The sequence below is a fragment of the Couchioplanes caeruleus genome, assembly GCF_003751945.1.
Lineage (GTDB): Bacteria > Actinomycetota > Actinomycetes > Mycobacteriales > Micromonosporaceae > Actinoplanes > Actinoplanes caeruleus.
On record NZ_RJKL01000001.1, the window covers coordinates 165,641 to 179,970 of the forward strand.

Annotated in this window: 13 protein-coding genes and 1 riboswitch; of the genes, 5 read left to right on the plus strand and 8 right to left on the minus strand. The window is 73.5% G+C overall.

Annotation, left to right across the window (positions count from 1 at the left end; translation table 11 throughout):
* The first annotated feature begins 71 nt into the window (after nucleotides 1–71).
* Complete coding sequence (locus EDD30_RS00770; protein WP_084556137.1) at nucleotides 72–1,547, plus strand: deoxyguanosinetriphosphate triphosphohydrolase family protein; 1,476 nt, start codon at nucleotides 72–74, stop codon at nucleotides 1,545–1,547.
* Between the two features lie 2 nt (nucleotides 1,548–1,549).
* Here EDD30_RS00770 and EDD30_RS00775 read toward each other — a convergent pair whose 3' ends face one another.
* The 3 genes from EDD30_RS00775 to EDD30_RS00785 form a co-directional block, all read right to left on the minus strand.
* On the minus strand, nucleotides 1,550–1,897 hold the full coding sequence (locus EDD30_RS00775) for a hypothetical protein (protein WP_071803407.1): 348 nt from the start codon (nucleotides 1,895–1,897) through the stop codon (nucleotides 1,550–1,552).
* Between the two features lie 131 nt (nucleotides 1,898–2,028).
* On the minus strand, nucleotides 2,029–2,787 hold the full coding sequence (locus EDD30_RS00780) for a nucleotidyltransferase domain-containing protein (protein ID WP_071803408.1): 759 nt from the start codon (nucleotides 2,785–2,787) through the stop codon (nucleotides 2,029–2,031).
* Nucleotides 2,784–3,452 (minus strand): nucleotidyltransferase domain-containing protein, encoded by a 669-nt coding sequence (locus tag EDD30_RS00785; RefSeq protein WP_071803409.1) that lies wholly within the window; start codon nucleotides 3,450–3,452, stop codon nucleotides 2,784–2,786. Before EDD30_RS00785 ends, EDD30_RS00780 begins: the two co-directional genes overlap by 4 nt.
* 59 nt (nucleotides 3,453–3,511) lie before the next feature.
* A riboswitch (glycine riboswitch) is annotated at nucleotides 3,512–3,605 on the plus strand.
* A 73-nt stretch (nucleotides 3,606–3,678) separates the two neighbouring features.
* Here EDD30_RS00785 and gcvP point away from each other — a divergent pair.
* A complete protein-coding gene (gcvP, locus tag EDD30_RS00790) occupies nucleotides 3,679–6,483 on the plus strand; it encodes an aminomethyl-transferring glycine dehydrogenase (RefSeq protein WP_071803410.1) in 2,805 nt (934 codons plus the stop codon).
* Nucleotides 6,484–6,628: 145 nt separating this feature from the next.
* Here gcvP and EDD30_RS00795 read toward each other — a convergent pair whose 3' ends face one another.
* On the minus strand, nucleotides 6,629–6,829 hold the full coding sequence (locus EDD30_RS00795) for a DUF5999 family protein (RefSeq protein WP_071803411.1): 201 nt from the start codon (nucleotides 6,827–6,829) through the stop codon (nucleotides 6,629–6,631).
* Nucleotides 6,830–6,951: 122 nt separating this feature from the next.
* Here EDD30_RS00795 and EDD30_RS00800 point away from each other — a divergent pair, with 122 nt between their 5' ends.
* Genes EDD30_RS00800 through EDD30_RS00810 form a run of 3 tightly spaced genes read left to right on the plus strand, consistent with a single transcriptional unit; the run spans nucleotide 6,952 to nucleotide 9,404 of the window.
* Nucleotides 6,952–8,202 carry a chorismate-binding protein gene (locus EDD30_RS00800; RefSeq protein WP_071803412.1) on the plus strand — a complete coding sequence of 417 codons (1,251 nt, stop codon included), beginning with the start codon at nucleotides 6,952–6,954 and terminating at the stop codon, nucleotides 8,200–8,202.
* A 48-nt stretch (nucleotides 8,203–8,250) separates the two neighbouring features.
* A complete protein-coding gene (gene def / locus EDD30_RS00805) occupies nucleotides 8,251–8,745 on the plus strand; it encodes a peptide deformylase (RefSeq protein ID WP_071803413.1) in 495 nt (164 codons plus the stop codon).
* Complete coding sequence (locus tag EDD30_RS00810) at nucleotides 8,742–9,404, plus strand: class I SAM-dependent methyltransferase (RefSeq protein WP_071803414.1); 663 nt, start codon at nucleotides 8,742–8,744, stop codon at nucleotides 9,402–9,404. The genes def and EDD30_RS00810 overlap by 4 nt, the downstream gene beginning before the upstream one ends.
* On the opposite strand, the gene EDD30_RS00815 is transcribed toward EDD30_RS00810, so the two are convergent.
* Genes EDD30_RS00815 through EDD30_RS00830 form a run of 4 tightly spaced genes read right to left on the minus strand, consistent with a single transcriptional unit; the run spans nucleotide 9,388 to nucleotide 14,285 of the window.
* Complete coding sequence (locus tag EDD30_RS00815; protein ID WP_071803415.1) at nucleotides 9,388–9,825, minus strand: NUDIX hydrolase; 438 nt, start codon at nucleotides 9,823–9,825, stop codon at nucleotides 9,388–9,390. The genes EDD30_RS00810 and EDD30_RS00815 overlap by 17 nt on opposite strands.
* On the minus strand, nucleotides 9,825–10,970 hold the full coding sequence (locus EDD30_RS00820; protein ID WP_071803416.1) for an alanine racemase: 1,146 nt from the start codon (nucleotides 10,968–10,970) through the stop codon (nucleotides 9,825–9,827). The genes EDD30_RS00815 and EDD30_RS00820 overlap by 1 nt, the downstream gene beginning before the upstream one ends.
* Nucleotides 10,957–12,564 carry an IucA/IucC family protein gene (locus EDD30_RS00825; RefSeq protein WP_244945053.1) on the minus strand — a complete coding sequence of 536 codons (1,608 nt, stop codon included), beginning with the start codon at nucleotides 12,562–12,564 and terminating at the stop codon, nucleotides 10,957–10,959. The genes EDD30_RS00820 and EDD30_RS00825 overlap by 14 nt, the downstream gene beginning before the upstream one ends.
* Nucleotides 12,565–12,572: 8 nt before the next feature.
* Nucleotides 12,573–14,285, minus strand: coding sequence for an IucA/IucC family protein (locus tag EDD30_RS00830; RefSeq protein ID WP_071803418.1), 1,713 nt, complete (start codon nucleotides 14,283–14,285; stop codon nucleotides 12,573–12,575).
* Between the last annotated feature and the right edge of the window lie 45 nt (nucleotides 14,286–14,330).

Sequence of the window (14,330 nt, forward strand, 5' to 3'; positions counted from 1 at the left end):
GGGCGCCCTCGTCATGCCATGCTTTGACCGCAGGACAGCGGTGTGTTGGCACACGAAGGGCGACCCCAGCGATGACGACGGCCCTGCCCGTGGCGGTTCTTTCCTCACCGAGACGCGTCGCCCGCGACATGCGGCACCAGGAGCTGCGGGACGGCCGGCGCTGGCACCAGGACCCGTCGCCGACCGATCCCCGGACCGAGGGCATGCGCGACCGCGACCGGATCCTCTACTCCTCGGCGTGGATGCGGCTCACGGGCGTGACGCAGGCGGTCAACTCCCGTCCCTCCGATCCGATCCTGCCGCACAACAGGATGACCCACAGCCTGCGCGTGGCCCAGGTGTCCCGGAGCATCGCCGAACAGCTCCTGATCGGCGACACGGAGGCGGACATGGAGCGCCGGGACAAGCTGCGCGTGCTGGGCGGGCTGGACGTCGACGTCGCCGAGGCCGCCGGGTTCGCCCACGATCTGGGTCATGCGCCCTTCGGCCACGTGGGGGAGCGGATTCTCGACGAGGTGGCCCGGACGGAACTGGGACTCGCGGACGGGTTCGATCCGAACGCCCAGACCCTGCGGATAGTCTCCCGGCTCGAGCGCAAGTATCAGGACGCTCCGGGAATGGACCTCACCAGCGCGACGCGCGCCGCCATTCTGAAGTACCCGTGGGTGCGCCGGCCGATGCTGGTGGACCACGACGACTTCGTCGAGGGGGATCCGGACTACCGCCGGCATTGGTGCAAGTTCAATGCGTACGCGGAGGACGGCGCCGAGATTGCCGACGCCCGTTCCTTCTGCGATGCCCTTCCCGACGAGGTGCAGACCCTCGAGGCCTCGATCATGGACGTGGCCGACGACATCAGCTCGGCGATCCACGACCTGGAGGACTTCTTCCTCGCCCGTGTCGTCGACGTCGAGGCGGCACGGGAGCTGATCGATGACAGCTCGGAGACCGTCGTGTCTCTGAAGAGGAAGCTCGCCGCCGACTACGAGGCGTACTTCGACAAGTCCCTCATGGAGCAGGCGCTCGTCACCGTCCGTGAACTGCTGCTGCGGGCGGTTCCCCAGCCCTTCACCGGTCTCGCCGACGAGATCGGCCGGGTCCGTTGGCACTGCTCGCAGATGATCGGCGCATACATCGCCGATGTGCGTCTGGCGCCCGGAGCACCCGGCGAACCGCACTGGCCCGGCGGGCCGTTCATCGGTCTGAGCCGCCCGAAGTGGCACGAGATCCAGGTCCTGAAGGCCATCAGGGGCCACGTCCTCACGTCGCGGGTCGTCGGTGACCGCGAGATCGGGGAGAAGGCGACCCTGAGGTTGGTGGTGTTCCGGCTGGCGGAACTCCTGGAATCCGACCCCGCCCTGTTGCCGGGCCCGATGAAGCGCCTGGTGCGGTCCCTCGAGCAGGACCCGGCGTTCGACCGGGACCATTCGCTGCGCAGGCGACTCATCCCGGATTTCCTGTGCAGCCTCACCGACAGCCAGGTCGACGACCTCTTCGACTGGCTGCACGGCCGTCGGGTGCAGGGGACGGCCGACTGGGACGGGTGACCCTACGCGGGGGTTCTCCGGCGCAGGCCGGGGTGGCGGGCCTCCCAGGCCGCACGGACGCCGCGCGGCAGGTTGAGCTCGGGCCAGACCCGCACCAGGGTCGGCCCGTCGAGGTGGGCGCGCAGCTCGTCGATGCGGATCGCCTCGCGGAGCACGTTCTCGTACATCCACAGCAGCATCGTGTGCTCGCCGAGGTCGAAGGCGCGGTGGGGGTGCCACCAGAGGCGCAGCGGCAGCTCGACCAGGCCGCGGGTCGGACCGGTCAGCTCGGCGAGGGTTCCGGCGACCAGCACGGGCCGGTGCGGACGCGCGAGATGGACGACCGGGTCGTCGAGCGCGCGGGTGGACATGGGGACCAGCGTAAACGCCGGCCGGCACCGCCGGGTAACCCCTAGGTTCCTAGGATGCTCTACACGCGGAGCGCCACCTCACCCCGAAACACGACGGCTACGCCGACTGCCGGACAAACAGCCGGGTCGGGTCAGTCTCCGGAGACCGAGCCGGAGAGGCGGGCGCGGACCACCAGTTGGTGCAGCGCCTCGACCGCCTCCGGGTCGGCGTGGTCCGGCAGGGTCGAGGACTCCCGGGCGGTCTCGAGCTCGGCACGCAGCCGGCTCACGTCCTCCGCCACCGCCTCGCGAAGATGCGGCGGGAAGGCGCCGTGCTCCGCCGCGCGCTTCATCGCGATCAGCTCCGGCACGTACGGCAGGTCGCAGAGCGCGCCGAGGTCCGCGACCACCTCGCCGGTGCGCATGAGGTGGATGCCGGTGTGCAGGACGCGCAGCGTGTACAGGGCGGGCTTGAGCTCGCCGGTCTTGGCGAACAGCCGTTCCTGGGTGGCGGCGAAGCCGAGGTAGTGGTGGGCGTGGTGCCGGGTGATCATCGCGGGCGCGAGCGCGATCAGTTCGCGGTGCACCGCCGAGGTCTTGACGACGAGCGGGGACAGCAATTGTTCGAGGACATAGCCGTTGCGGCTGTGGAACAGGCGGGCGAACTTGAGCAGGTCGTGGCTGACCACGTCGAGCTCGACCCCGTCGCGCAAGCTGTCGGTGTTGATCGTTTCGGGGCCGGTACGCAGGCCGACGACGTCGGCCGCGGGCAGGAGGTGGCTCCCGCGCAGGTCGAGGTCGCTGTCGACGGAGGCGAAGCCGTAGAGGTGGGCGCCGCTGACCGTGACGAAGACGGTGGGATGGGGCAGGGCCACGGCTTCCGCGGCCCAGGCGGGCACGTCGACGGTCATGTCAGGCCTCTTTCGCGTACGCCGGTCAGCAGGGCGTCGACGCCTGCGCGGTCGGGCTCGTCCGGCAGGGTGGTGGCGGCCTCGGCCTCGGCCAGTTCGGCTTGCAGGTCTTCGGACCACGAGACCACGGATTCCCAGCTCTCACCACCGGTTTTGATCCGCAGGAGGCGCTCACGCAGGGGGCTGACATCGACGAGGATCTCGCCGGTGCGCAGGACGTGGGCGCCGGCGTGCAGCAGGCGGATCATGTGCATGGCCTGTTTGTGGTTGGTCTCGCCGGTGCGGGCGCGCCGGGAAGCGACGCGTTTGAGCTGGTCGCGGGCGTACCCGCCGTACGTCTGGGCGACCTTGCGGGAGAGGAAGGCCGTGCGGGCCGCGCGCAGCTCGTGGCCGTCGGGGGTGGCGTGTTCGATCAGGGGTGACCAGAGCACTTCCAGGACCGTCGGGTTGGCCTGGAGGGCGAGGGTGCAGAAGCGTTCGATCTCCCAGGAGAACTGTTCCTCGCGCGGGCCGTCGAGGTGGGTGGGCGGCTTGTCGAGGTGCCAGAACGCGCGGGTCGGCGCGGCGAAGACGCCGCGGCGGTCGTGGTCGGAGTCCGGGTCGTCGAGGCCGTACGCGCGGGAGCCGACCACCACCGCGAGGATGGTGTGGGGCGGATAGGTCACATGCCACAGCCTAGGTGGAGTGACCGGGACAACCCCGCTGGTAGGTTGTCCGCAGCCGTACCACCCACGCGGGAGAGACCGCCGGTTCGCCGGTGGCGCCGAAGGGGCAAATCCTCCCCGGAACCTCTCAGGCAAAAGGACCGCGGGGGCAGGCGACTCTGGAGTGCGCTCGTGGGTATGACAGAGGGGGAGGTTGCCCGTCGACCTCGTTGCCTCTGGAGCCGCCATGACGTTCGCACTTCGCCACATCGGTCCCGATCCGGACGCGCAGACCCAGATGCTCAAGGCCATCGGGTACGCGTCGCTGGACGCGCTGATGGACGCCGCGATCCCGGAGGTGATCCGCTGGCACGGCACGCTGGCGCTGCCGCCGGCCGCCTCCGAGGAGGAGACGATCGCCGAGCTGCGGGAGATCGCCGGGCGTAACGCGGTCACCACGTCGATGATCGGGCTGGGCTACTACGGCACGGTGACGCCGGCGGTGATCCGGCGCAACGTGATGGAGAACCCGGCGTGGTACACGGCGTACACGCCGTACCAGCCGGAGATCAGCCAGGGGCGCCTGGAGGCGCTGCTGAACTTCCAGACGATGGTCACCGACCTGACGGGCATGGCCACGGCGAACGCGTCGATGCTGGACGAGGGCACGGCGGTCGCGGAGGCGATGACGCTGGCCCGTCGGTCGTCGAAGAGCAAGAGCAACGTGTACGCGGTGGATGCGGACACGCTGCCGCAGACCCTGGCGGTGCTGCGGACCCGGGCGGAGCCGCTGGGCATCGAGCTGCGCCTGGTGGATCTGGATGCGGGCGGGGAGCTGCCGGCGGAGTACTTCGGGCTGCACCTGCAGTATCCGGGTGCCTCCGGCGCGGTGCGCGACCACGCGCCGCTGGTCGAGGCGGCCCACGCGGCGGGTGCGCTGGTGACGGTGGCAGCGGATCTGCTGGCGCTGGCGTTGCTGCGGGCGCCGGGTGAGATCGGGGCGGACATCGCGGCCGGGACGACGCAGCGGTTCGGCGTGCCGCTGGGCTTCGGCGGTCCGCACGCCGGGTATCTGGCGGTGCGCGCCGGGCTGGAGCGTTCGCTGCCGGGCCGGCTGGTCGGCGTGTCCCGGGACGCGGACGGTGCCCCGGCCTACCGGCTCGCCCTGCAGACGCGGGAGCAGCACATCCGCCGGGAGCGGGCGACGAGCAACATCTGCACCGCGCAGGTCCTGCTGGCGGTCATGGCGAGCATGTACGCGGTCTACCACGGCCCGCGAGGACTGCGGGCGATCGCGCAGCGGGTCCACGATCACGCGCTGGCGCTGGCGGGTGGCCTGGCGGCGGCGGGTGTCGAGGTGGCGCACGCGGCGTTCTTCGACACGGTGACCGCGGTGGTGCCGGCGCGGGCGGCGGCCGTGGTCGCGGCCGCGGCCGAGGCGGGCATCGATCTGCGCTTCGTCGACGAGGACCGGGTGTCGGTCTCGTGCGACGAGACGACCACGGCGGCGGTCGTGGCGGACGTCCTGGCGGCCTTCGGTGCCGCGCCGGCCGTGGCCGCGCAGTGCGGTGCGCGCCCGCTCGCGCGCACGACGGACTACCTGACCCATCCGGTGTTCTCGACGCACCATTCGGAGACGGCGATGCTGCGCTACCTGCGCCGGCTGTCCGATTCCGACTATGCGCTGGACCGGGGCATGATCCCGTTGGGCTCGTGCACGATGAAGCTGAACGCGACCACGGAGATGGAGCCGGTCACCTGGCCGGAATTCGCGGACATCCATCCGTTCGCGCCGGCGTCGCGGACGGCGGGCTACGAGGCTCTCGTCGCGCAGCTCGAGGCCTGGCTGGCGGAGATCACCGGTTACGACGCGGTGAGCGTGCAGCCGAACGCGGGTTCGCAGGGTGAGCTGGCGGGCCTGCTGGCGATCCGGGGCTACCACCGCGCCCGCGGGGACGTGCATCGCGACGTGTGCCTGATCCCGTCGAGCGCGCACGGCACGAACGCGGCCAGCGCGGTGATGGCGGGCATGCGGGTGGTCGTGGTGGCCTGCGACGACAACGGCAACGTGGACCTGGCCGACCTGGACGCGAAGATCGCCAAGCACCGTGACGCGCTCGCCGCGATCATGGTGACGTACCCGTCGACGCACGGCGTGTACGAGCGGGGCATCGCGGAGCTGTGCGGCAAGGTGCACGACGCGGGCGGGCAGGTCTACGTCGACGGCGCGAACCTGAACGCGCTGGTCGGGTTCGCCCGCCCGGGCAAGTTCGGCGCGGACGTGTCGCATCTGAACCTGCACAAGACGTTCTGCATCCCGCACGGCGGCGGCGGCCCCGGCGTGGGTCCGGTGGCGGTGCGCTCGCACCTGGCGGAGTTCCTGCCGGGTGACCCGCTGGAGCCGGGCGATCACCATGCGGTGTCGGCGGCGGCGCACGGTTCGGCGGGGATCCTGCCGATCTCGTGGGCGTACCTGCGGATGATGGGGCCGGACGGCCTGGCGCAGGCGACGTCGGTGGCGGTGCTGGCGGCGAACTACGTGGCGGTGCGCCTGCGCGAGCACTACCCGGTGCTGTACGCGGGCAACGAGGGCCTCGTCGCGCACGAGTGCATCCTGGACCTGCGGCCGATCACGAAGGCGACGGGCGTGTCGGTGGACGACGTGGCGAAGCGGTTGATCGACTACGGCTTCCACGCGCCGACGATGTCGTTCCCGGTGGCGGGCACGCTGATGGTGGAGCCGACCGAGAGCGAGGATCTGGCGGAGCTGGACAGGTTCTGCGCGGCGATGATCGCGATCAAGGGTGAGATCGACCGGGTGGCGGCGGGGGAGTGGCCGCGGGACGACAACCCGTTGCACCACGCCCCGCACACGGCGGCGGCGGTGTCGGCGGACGAGTGGCCGCACGCGTATCCGCGGTCGCTGGCCGGGTTCCCGGAGGGTGTGGACCGGGCGGCGAAGTACTGGCCGCCGGTGCGTCGCATCGACGGTGCCTACGGGGACCGGAACCTGGTGTGCTCCTGCCCGTCGCCGGAGGCGTTCGAGGACTGAGATTCGGCGCGCCGGGCCGGTGGGCGTTTTCACCGGCCGGTGTCGCGCCGGAAGACCGGTCCGGGCCGGTGTGCGCGGCGCCGTCGGGCCTGGCCTGGCGGTGTCGCGCCGGGCCGGCCGGCCCTCGGTGTGCGGGAGGGGCCGGTCAGGCGGCGAGGGCGTGCCGGGCGGGGCCGCGGTGTGGTTCGATCTTGCTGCCGTCGGGCAGGAGTTCGCCGGTGTCCTCGAAGAGGATGACGCCGTTGCAGAGCAGGCTCCATCCCTGCTCGGGGAAGGTCGCCACGATGCGGGCCGCCTCGCGGTCCACAGCCTCAGCGGAGGGACAGGTGACTTGGTGCTGGCACATCGAAGGTCTCCGTGTCGGGGGTTGTGTCGTTCTTCACATCAACGGTGGCGAACACTACTCCCATCGGAACGAGTCCGGGTGGAGCGAGTGACGGTGCCCCATTGAGCGAATCCACTGTTCAGATGTTCCACGGCGGCCGTGGATACGACCACTGTGCGACAGCCGCGCCAGCCCTTCCACCGGGTTCTCCGGCCTCCTGCCAGCGTCGTCACCGTCCGTCATGCCGGTACGAGTGGTACCTGAGTGACGGTGGTGACCCTGCTGAGCTTCTGACAGCGTGGCTCGAGGACAACGGACTGCCGGTGCGAAAATTGGGCCGAACGGCCAGTGGTTTTCACCCGTTCGGCGCCGGGACCCCCTGCGGATCGTCACTGTACGTATCGGCCGCGGCCGGTTCGGTGATGGCCGGCGGGGCGTACGGACGGCCGAGCCCAGTGCCTGGAATCCCCGACGTGGTAGCGGTTCTCTACCGGCACGCCGACGGCGACACGCCTCCGCCGGGCCACCTCCCGGCGCTGCCGAGTGGTGACGCTGCGTCGCCACCGGCCGACTGGGCCCTCGGCCCCTGGGAGGACAGCTGGACCCGGCAGGAACACGCACACGCGGTCCGTCAGGTCCGTGCGGCCATCCGCCGGGGGGACGTCTATCAGGTCAACGTCGTAGGGCACATGAGCGCCCCGTACACGGGAGATCCCGGCCCGGCCATACAGCGGGTAACCAAACTGCCCGGCGCGCGGTATGGCGGGATTCTGACAGGGCGGGACTGGGCCATCGCGACGGCCTCGCCGGAGACCCTGGTGGAGGTCCGGGACGGCCGGGTCGTCACGCGGCCCATCAAGGGCACCCGAGCGGCGACCGCCGAGGGCCGCCGCGAGCTGCTCGCCTCCGCCAAGGAGCGGGCCGAGCACGTGATGATCGTGGACCTGGAGCGCAACGACCTGTCCCGGCTGGACGGCGTCGGCCCGGTGCGGGTGGACGAGCTGTTCGCCGTGCGCCGCTGGTCCGGCCTCTGGCAGGCCGAGTCGCAGGTCTCCGCGCCGGTCGAGGGCGACCTCGGCCTGGCCGGGCTGCTGCGCGCGGTGTGCCCGGGCGGCTCGGTGACCGGCGCGCCCAAGCTGGCCGCCCTGGACGTGATCGCCGGGCTGGAGCCGGTCGGGCGCGGCGTCAGCATGGGCGCCCTGGGCTGGGTCGGCACCGACCACCTCGACCTCGGGCTCACCATCCGCACCGCTGCGGTCACCGGCGGCCGGGTGCATCTCTGGGCCGGTGGCGGCATCACCTGGGACAGCGACCCGGAGGCGGAGGTGGACGAGGCGGCCGCCAAGGCGGGCCCCATCCGGTCGGCGCTGGCCGGCAGCGGACCCGGGCAGTAACGAGTGACAGGGCTGCCGGTGCATACCGCTCATCGATAGGATCGGAGTATGACTGTGCGTCCCATCCGGCTCTTCGGCGATCCCGTGCTCCGCACCCCGGCCGAGCCCGTGACCGTTTTCGACGACGAGCTGCGCCGGCTCGTCGCCGACCTGGAGGACACCGTGCGCGAGCCCGGTCGAGCCGGTGTCGCCGCACCTCAGATCGGGGTGGGTCGGCGAGTGTTCTCCTATAACGTCGACGGCGTCGTGGGTCACCTTGTCAACCCGGTCTTGTCCGATCTCGACGGGGAGCAGGACGACGAGGAGGGCTGCCTGTCGCTGCCCGGCATGGGCTTCGCGACGCCGCGGGCGATGACGGTCACCGCGACCGGCTTCGACAAGCACGGCGAGCCGCTGACGATCGCGGGCACCGGCTTCCTGGCGCGGGCGCTGCAGCATGAGACGGACCACCTCGACGGCCGCCTCTACATCGACACGCTGACCGGGGACACCCGTCGCCAGGCACTGCGGGAGCTGCGCCGCACCCGCCCCATGCCGGCATGACCAGCCCCGGGCCGCGGCCGGACCCGACCCGCCTGGCCGCGGAGTCGCTCGCCGCCGGCGACCCGACCGGCTGGTTCGAGCGCCTGTATGTGCAGGCCGGCGCCGGCACGGCCGTGGTGCCCTGGGACGTGCCCGAGCCCAGCCGCTACCTCGCCGAGTGGGCCCGGCGCGGTGCCGTCCCCGCCGCCGGCCGCCGTGCCCTGGTCATCGGGTGCGGCCTGGGGCGCGACGCCGAGTTCCTGGCCGGCCTGGGCCTGACGGTGACCGCTTTCGACATCTCCGCCACCGCGGTGCGCACGGCCCGAGAGCGGCATCCGGACTCGCCGGTCACGTACGTCGTCGCGGATCTGCTCGATCCGCCGGATGCGTGGCGGAGAGCTTTCGACCTGGTCGTGGAGAGCAACAACGTACAGGCCCTGCCGGAGCCGGTGCGCGGCCGGGCGATCGCCGCCGTCGCGCCGATGGTGGCGCCCGGCGGCACCCTGCTGGTGATCGCGGCCGCCACGGCTCCGGCGCACGAGGGCCCGCCCTGGCCGCTGACCCGCGCGGAGGTCGACGCCCTCGGTGCCGGGCTCACCCCGGTGGCGGTGGAGCATCTCAGCGACGCCCGCGATCCGCGCATGGCCCGCTGGCGCGCCGAGTTCAGAGCCGCCGGATGATCTCCCGCAGGTCCGGCGGGTCCAGTCCGGGCAGGCCGGGCAGCTCGTCCAGGTCCAGCCACAGGTGACCGGTCAGGACCTCCCGCTCGTCGGGCAGCAGCCCGTCGCGGCCCAGCGCCGGGCGCGGTGAGCCGAAGCGGGCCAGGAAGAAGTGCTCCGGGCCGGTGAAGCGCCGGCCCTTCCACACGAAGTCGCGCTGCACCTCGACCCAGCGCTCCCGTACGGCCTCCGGATCCAGGCCGGTCTCCTCGGCCAGCTCCCGCCGGGCCGCCTGCCAGTGCGTCTCGCCGGGGTCGAGGCCGCCGCCGGGTGGCTCCCACACCTCGTGCGCGTCGACCGGGTCGCGCCAGTGCAGCAGCAGCACCCGGTCGTCGGCGTCGAGGCAGACGATCCGGGCGGCGGGGCGGTGGATGACGTTCATCAGACCACGATGAACGACGGCGGGGGATGGCGCAGGAACCGGTCGTGCGAGATGTCCCACCCGTACGCGCCGGTGCGGCCGAAGACCAGCACGTCGCCGACGGCCAGCTCCGCCACGCGCCGGTCGCGGGCGAGCACGTCCCGGGGAGTGCACAGCTCGCCGACCACGTCGAGCGTCACGTCGTGCCAGCGCGGGCGGGGCCAGTCGTACGGCCACCGGTCGCGGGCGAGGACGGTGAACGGGTGGCTGTAGCCCCAGGCGGCCGGGAGCCGGAAGTGGTGGGTGCCGCCGCGCAGCACCGCGAACCGGCGGCCGTGCGTGCGCTTGAGGTCGAGGACCTCGGCGGCGTACCAGCCGGCGTCGGCGGCGAGGATGCGGCCGGGCTCGACGATCAGTTCCACGCCGGGCGGCACGGTGACGCCGGCGCCGACGGCGGCCAGGTCGACGGTGGCGTCGCCGAGGTAGTCGACGCCGAGACCGCCGCCGGCGTTGACGGTGCGCAGCGTGAGGCCGTACCGGCGGGCGGTCTCGGTGGACCAGGCCAGCGCGTCGGCGAGGAAGCGGGCGTGCGCGGGGCCGTCGAGGTTGTTCGACACCGCGTGCAGGTGGAACCCGGTGACGCTCACGTGGTCGTGCGGCAGCGCCAGCACCTCGCCGAGCTGCGTCTCGTCGACGCCGAACGGGGTCGGCGCGCCTGTCATCGCGTGGCTGCCGGGCAGGGCGGCGCCGGCGCGGTTGACCCGTACGCAGGCGTCCACGACGACCCCCGCCGCCCGGGCGAGGCGATCCAGCCGGAGCAGCTCCTGACCGCTCTCGACGTTGACTTGCGCGCGTGCGGCGATCGCCGCGGCCAGCTCGGCGTCGGTCTTGCCGGGCCCGCCGACCACGATGCGCCGGGCGCCCGCCGCCCGCGCGAGCTCCAGCTCGCCGCCGGAGGCGACCTCCAAGCCGTCGCAGACGTGGGCCAGGGTCCGCACGACCTCCGGGTGCCCGTTGGCCTTCACCGCGTACAGCAGGGTGGCGAAGGGCAGCGCGGTGCGCACGGCGGCGGCCCGCTCGCGCAGGGACCGCCGGTCGTAGACGTACGCGCACACCGGCGACGGCAGGTCGCGCAGCGCGGCGAGGATCCGCTCAGGAGCCGGCATGCAGCGGATTCTCCACCGGCAGGTATTCGTCCCCGGCGCCGGCCAGCCGCATCCGCACCAGCGCCTTGTGCGGCACGAGCGGGGCGGTGAACGCGGCGTGGTCGGCGCGGCCGGCGTCGCCCGTCGTCTCGTAGGTCTCGTCCACGACGCCGCGCACGATGCGCCAGGCGGCGTCCTCGGGGAGGCCGTGCGACTCGCCGAGACGCAGGACGAGCTCGCCGAGGTGGGCCTGGAAGGCGGTGTATCCGATCTTGGCCCGGAGCACGGCCTCGTCGCGGGTGCCCACCACCGAGCCGGGCCAGAGCGGCACCTCGTGGCCCGCGGCGGCCAGGCGGCCCGGGTGCAGGCGCAACCCGGCGAAGTCGCGGACGGCCAGCCGGTGCGGCACGCCGCCCACGAAGGTGGGCAGGCAGTTCTGCAGATGCGCCTCCAGGGCCACCCCGCGCAGGGTGAGACGCAGCAGCGGCGGCAGCAGCAGCCTCGCGTACGCGTCGAGGAAACCCGCGGCGGCCCGGGCGTCGTCGCGGCGCCCGGTGGTGGCGGCGTACGCGGCGACCAGCCCGGCGGCGAGCACCGGCAGCGCGCCGCCCGCGACGGCCTGTTCGCCGGGTTGGAGCCGGCCGGTGAGCCCGTCACGCAGGATCGCCGACATGTCGCGGTCCGCGGCCGGCACGGCGGCGCCGGCGGTCTCGGCCATGAGCAGCAGCCGGTCGGCGTCCGGGTCGTCGGCGACGAGGCGGTGCAGCAGCGCCGACACGGCCGGGCCGTTGCGGGTGCTGGCCACCGAGATCCCCCGCCGGGTCGAGGTGACCTGGATGTCGAGCGAGAGCTTGAGATAACGGCGGTGGCCGTCGGCCGCGGCCGGCAGCAGCAGGGTACGCAGCGCGGCGGTCGGGATCGCGTCGAGTTCGTCGTCGAGGATCCGCACGGCGCCGCCGGCGAGCAGGTCGCGGTGGCGAGCGGGCACGACCGTGTCGCGCTGCCAGGCGTGCACGGGTTGCAGACGGTATCCGGCGGGCACCGGCGCCAGGCCCGGATACGCGGCGCGCAGGGCGGCACCGAGGTCGTCGCCGAGGTGGGCGTCGTCGCGGACGGCGAGGAAGCCGATCCGGGTCCGCCCGGCCTCCAGGTCGTGGGCGAGGACGTCGGTGGGCTCCCAGCCGAGCCGGGTCCGGCCACACGGGTGCAGGTTGTGCCCGGCGACGGCGAGCCGTTCGGCGGCCACGGCCTGCTCGTCGGGGTCTCCGGCGCCGGCGGTGGGTGCCTGCCGGGCCAGCGCGATCGCCAGATTGACCACGGCGTTGCGCAGTTCCGCGGCGAACCCGGCGGCGTTGCCGGGCAGCCCGGTCGGCAGCAGGTCAACGGGGTCGTCGGCGCCGGCGTGCGCGTACTCGACGCGGCGGAAGGCGTGCATCTCGTCGCCGGGCGCGGCGGTCAGCAGCCCCTCCCGGACCAGCGCGCTCCGCAACCGGCGCCCGACGACGTCGGCGGCGACGGGCAGCGCCGCGGCGAACGGGCCGAGCAGATGCGGAGCGTGCACCGCCAGGGACGCGCCCGCGTCGGCGGCGCCGACGACGAGTCTGCGGTCGGCCACGGAAGGAGTCATGATGCCGCCATCGGGTTGTCGAGGTAGGTCCACAGGTCGTCGAGCGGGTCGGCGGCCAGCCGCATGGCCGTGGTCGCCTTGACGGGCAGCGGTGCGCGCAGCATCGCCGCGGCGTCCACGGTGCCGGCCGAGGCGAGCGCCGCCGCGGCGCTCGCCCAGAGCTTCACCGGATCGGCGCCGCCACCCTCCAGGACGGCGACGAGCTGCCCGGCGACCGTGCCGAGCGCGGCGGCCAGCTTGGTGCGCAGCACAGCCGGGTCGTCGCAGGGCAGGTCACCCTCCAGCGGCGGCGGGTCGAACCCGGCGGCGCGCAGCCGGGCGGGGCTGACCCGGACGCCGCCGAGGTCGCGATAGACAATCCGGGCGGGGCGGCCGTGGTGCAGCACGACGAGGGTGTTCTGCCCGTGCGCCTCCAGCGCGACGCCCCGATCGAGGACCGCCAGCAGCGGCGGAAAGAGCAGACGAGTGAGGTCGTGCCACCACGCGTACGGATCGGCGGCGGCGTGCATCAGCAGGGGTCGCCCGTCGTAGGGGTCGGCGGCGGCGAGCGCGGCCAGCGGCACAGCCGTCTCCCCGGGGTCGAGCCGGGGGGCGGCGCGGTGCAGGTGGGCGAGGTGGCGGTCGGGGCGTCCGTCGACGAGGACCGCGCCCGCGCCGTACTCGGCCAGGACCGTGAGCGGCAGCCCGGCGGTCACGTCGCGCAGCAGCGCCGACAGCCGGGGTCCGTTGTGGACGGCGGCGGGGGAGACCGTACGTACGGCCGAGGTCATCTGCACGTCCACCGCGGTCTTGACGTGCTCGGTGCCGGTGGCCACGGTGCGCAGCGACATCAGCGGTCGTACCGGCCCGGTCTCGCCGTCGTCGCGCAGCCAGGTGTGCCGCTCGCGCAGGTGTGCCGCCTGCCACGGGTGGGCGAGCAGGATCGGGGGACCGTCGCCGTACCAGCGGTCGGCGGGGACCCGGAGCCGCCGCAAGCGCAGGGTGGGGCGGTGTTCCGGGCCGTAGGCGAGCACGTCGGCGACGTCCATGCCGGCGCGGGTGCGGCAGCAGGGGTGCAGCGGGTGTCCGTCGAGGACAAGCTGCTCCACGTCGGCCAGCGGCGGTGCGGTCGCCAGCAGGGGCGCCGCGGTGGCGGGTGGCGGGTCGGCGTACGCGAGGGCGAGGTTGGCGACGCTGTTGGCGATCTCGTCGTGCAGGCCCGTCGCCCAGCCCAGCGCCCGGATCAGCGCCGCGGGATCGGTGATCTCCCCGGGCGCCGACCGATCGTCCGGCCTGGCCGGCCGGTCGCCCGGCGCCCGGTCGCGGTCGGTCTGCTCGGACGGCGTCTCGCCCGGCGCCCGGTCGCCGGCGGCTTGCTCGGGCGACCTCCCGTCCGGGGTTCGGTCGCCGGCGGCCTGCCCGGCCGGCTTCGCGCCGGGCGCGCGGCCGCCGTCGGCGAGCCGGCAGGTGAGGCCGGCGGCCGGGGTCGCGAACGGCGTCGCCGCCCCGGCCGGGTGGGTCAGGACGCGGCCGTCGGCCAGGGTGACCGTGCCGGGCGCGCGGGCGGCGACGCCGGGCAGCGGTTCGCGGTGCAGCGCGCCGAGGAGGCGGCCGAGGATCTCCGCGCGGGCCCGGGGCAGCGCCCGGTCGTACGCCGCGACCAGCCCGGGACGGAGCGTGCCCAGTTCGAGGCGGGTCCGGTCGGAGTCGGGGGTGGGCACGACGCCCATTCTCCGGCACCGGGCCCGCGGTTCACCCCCTGGCCCCTAACATCC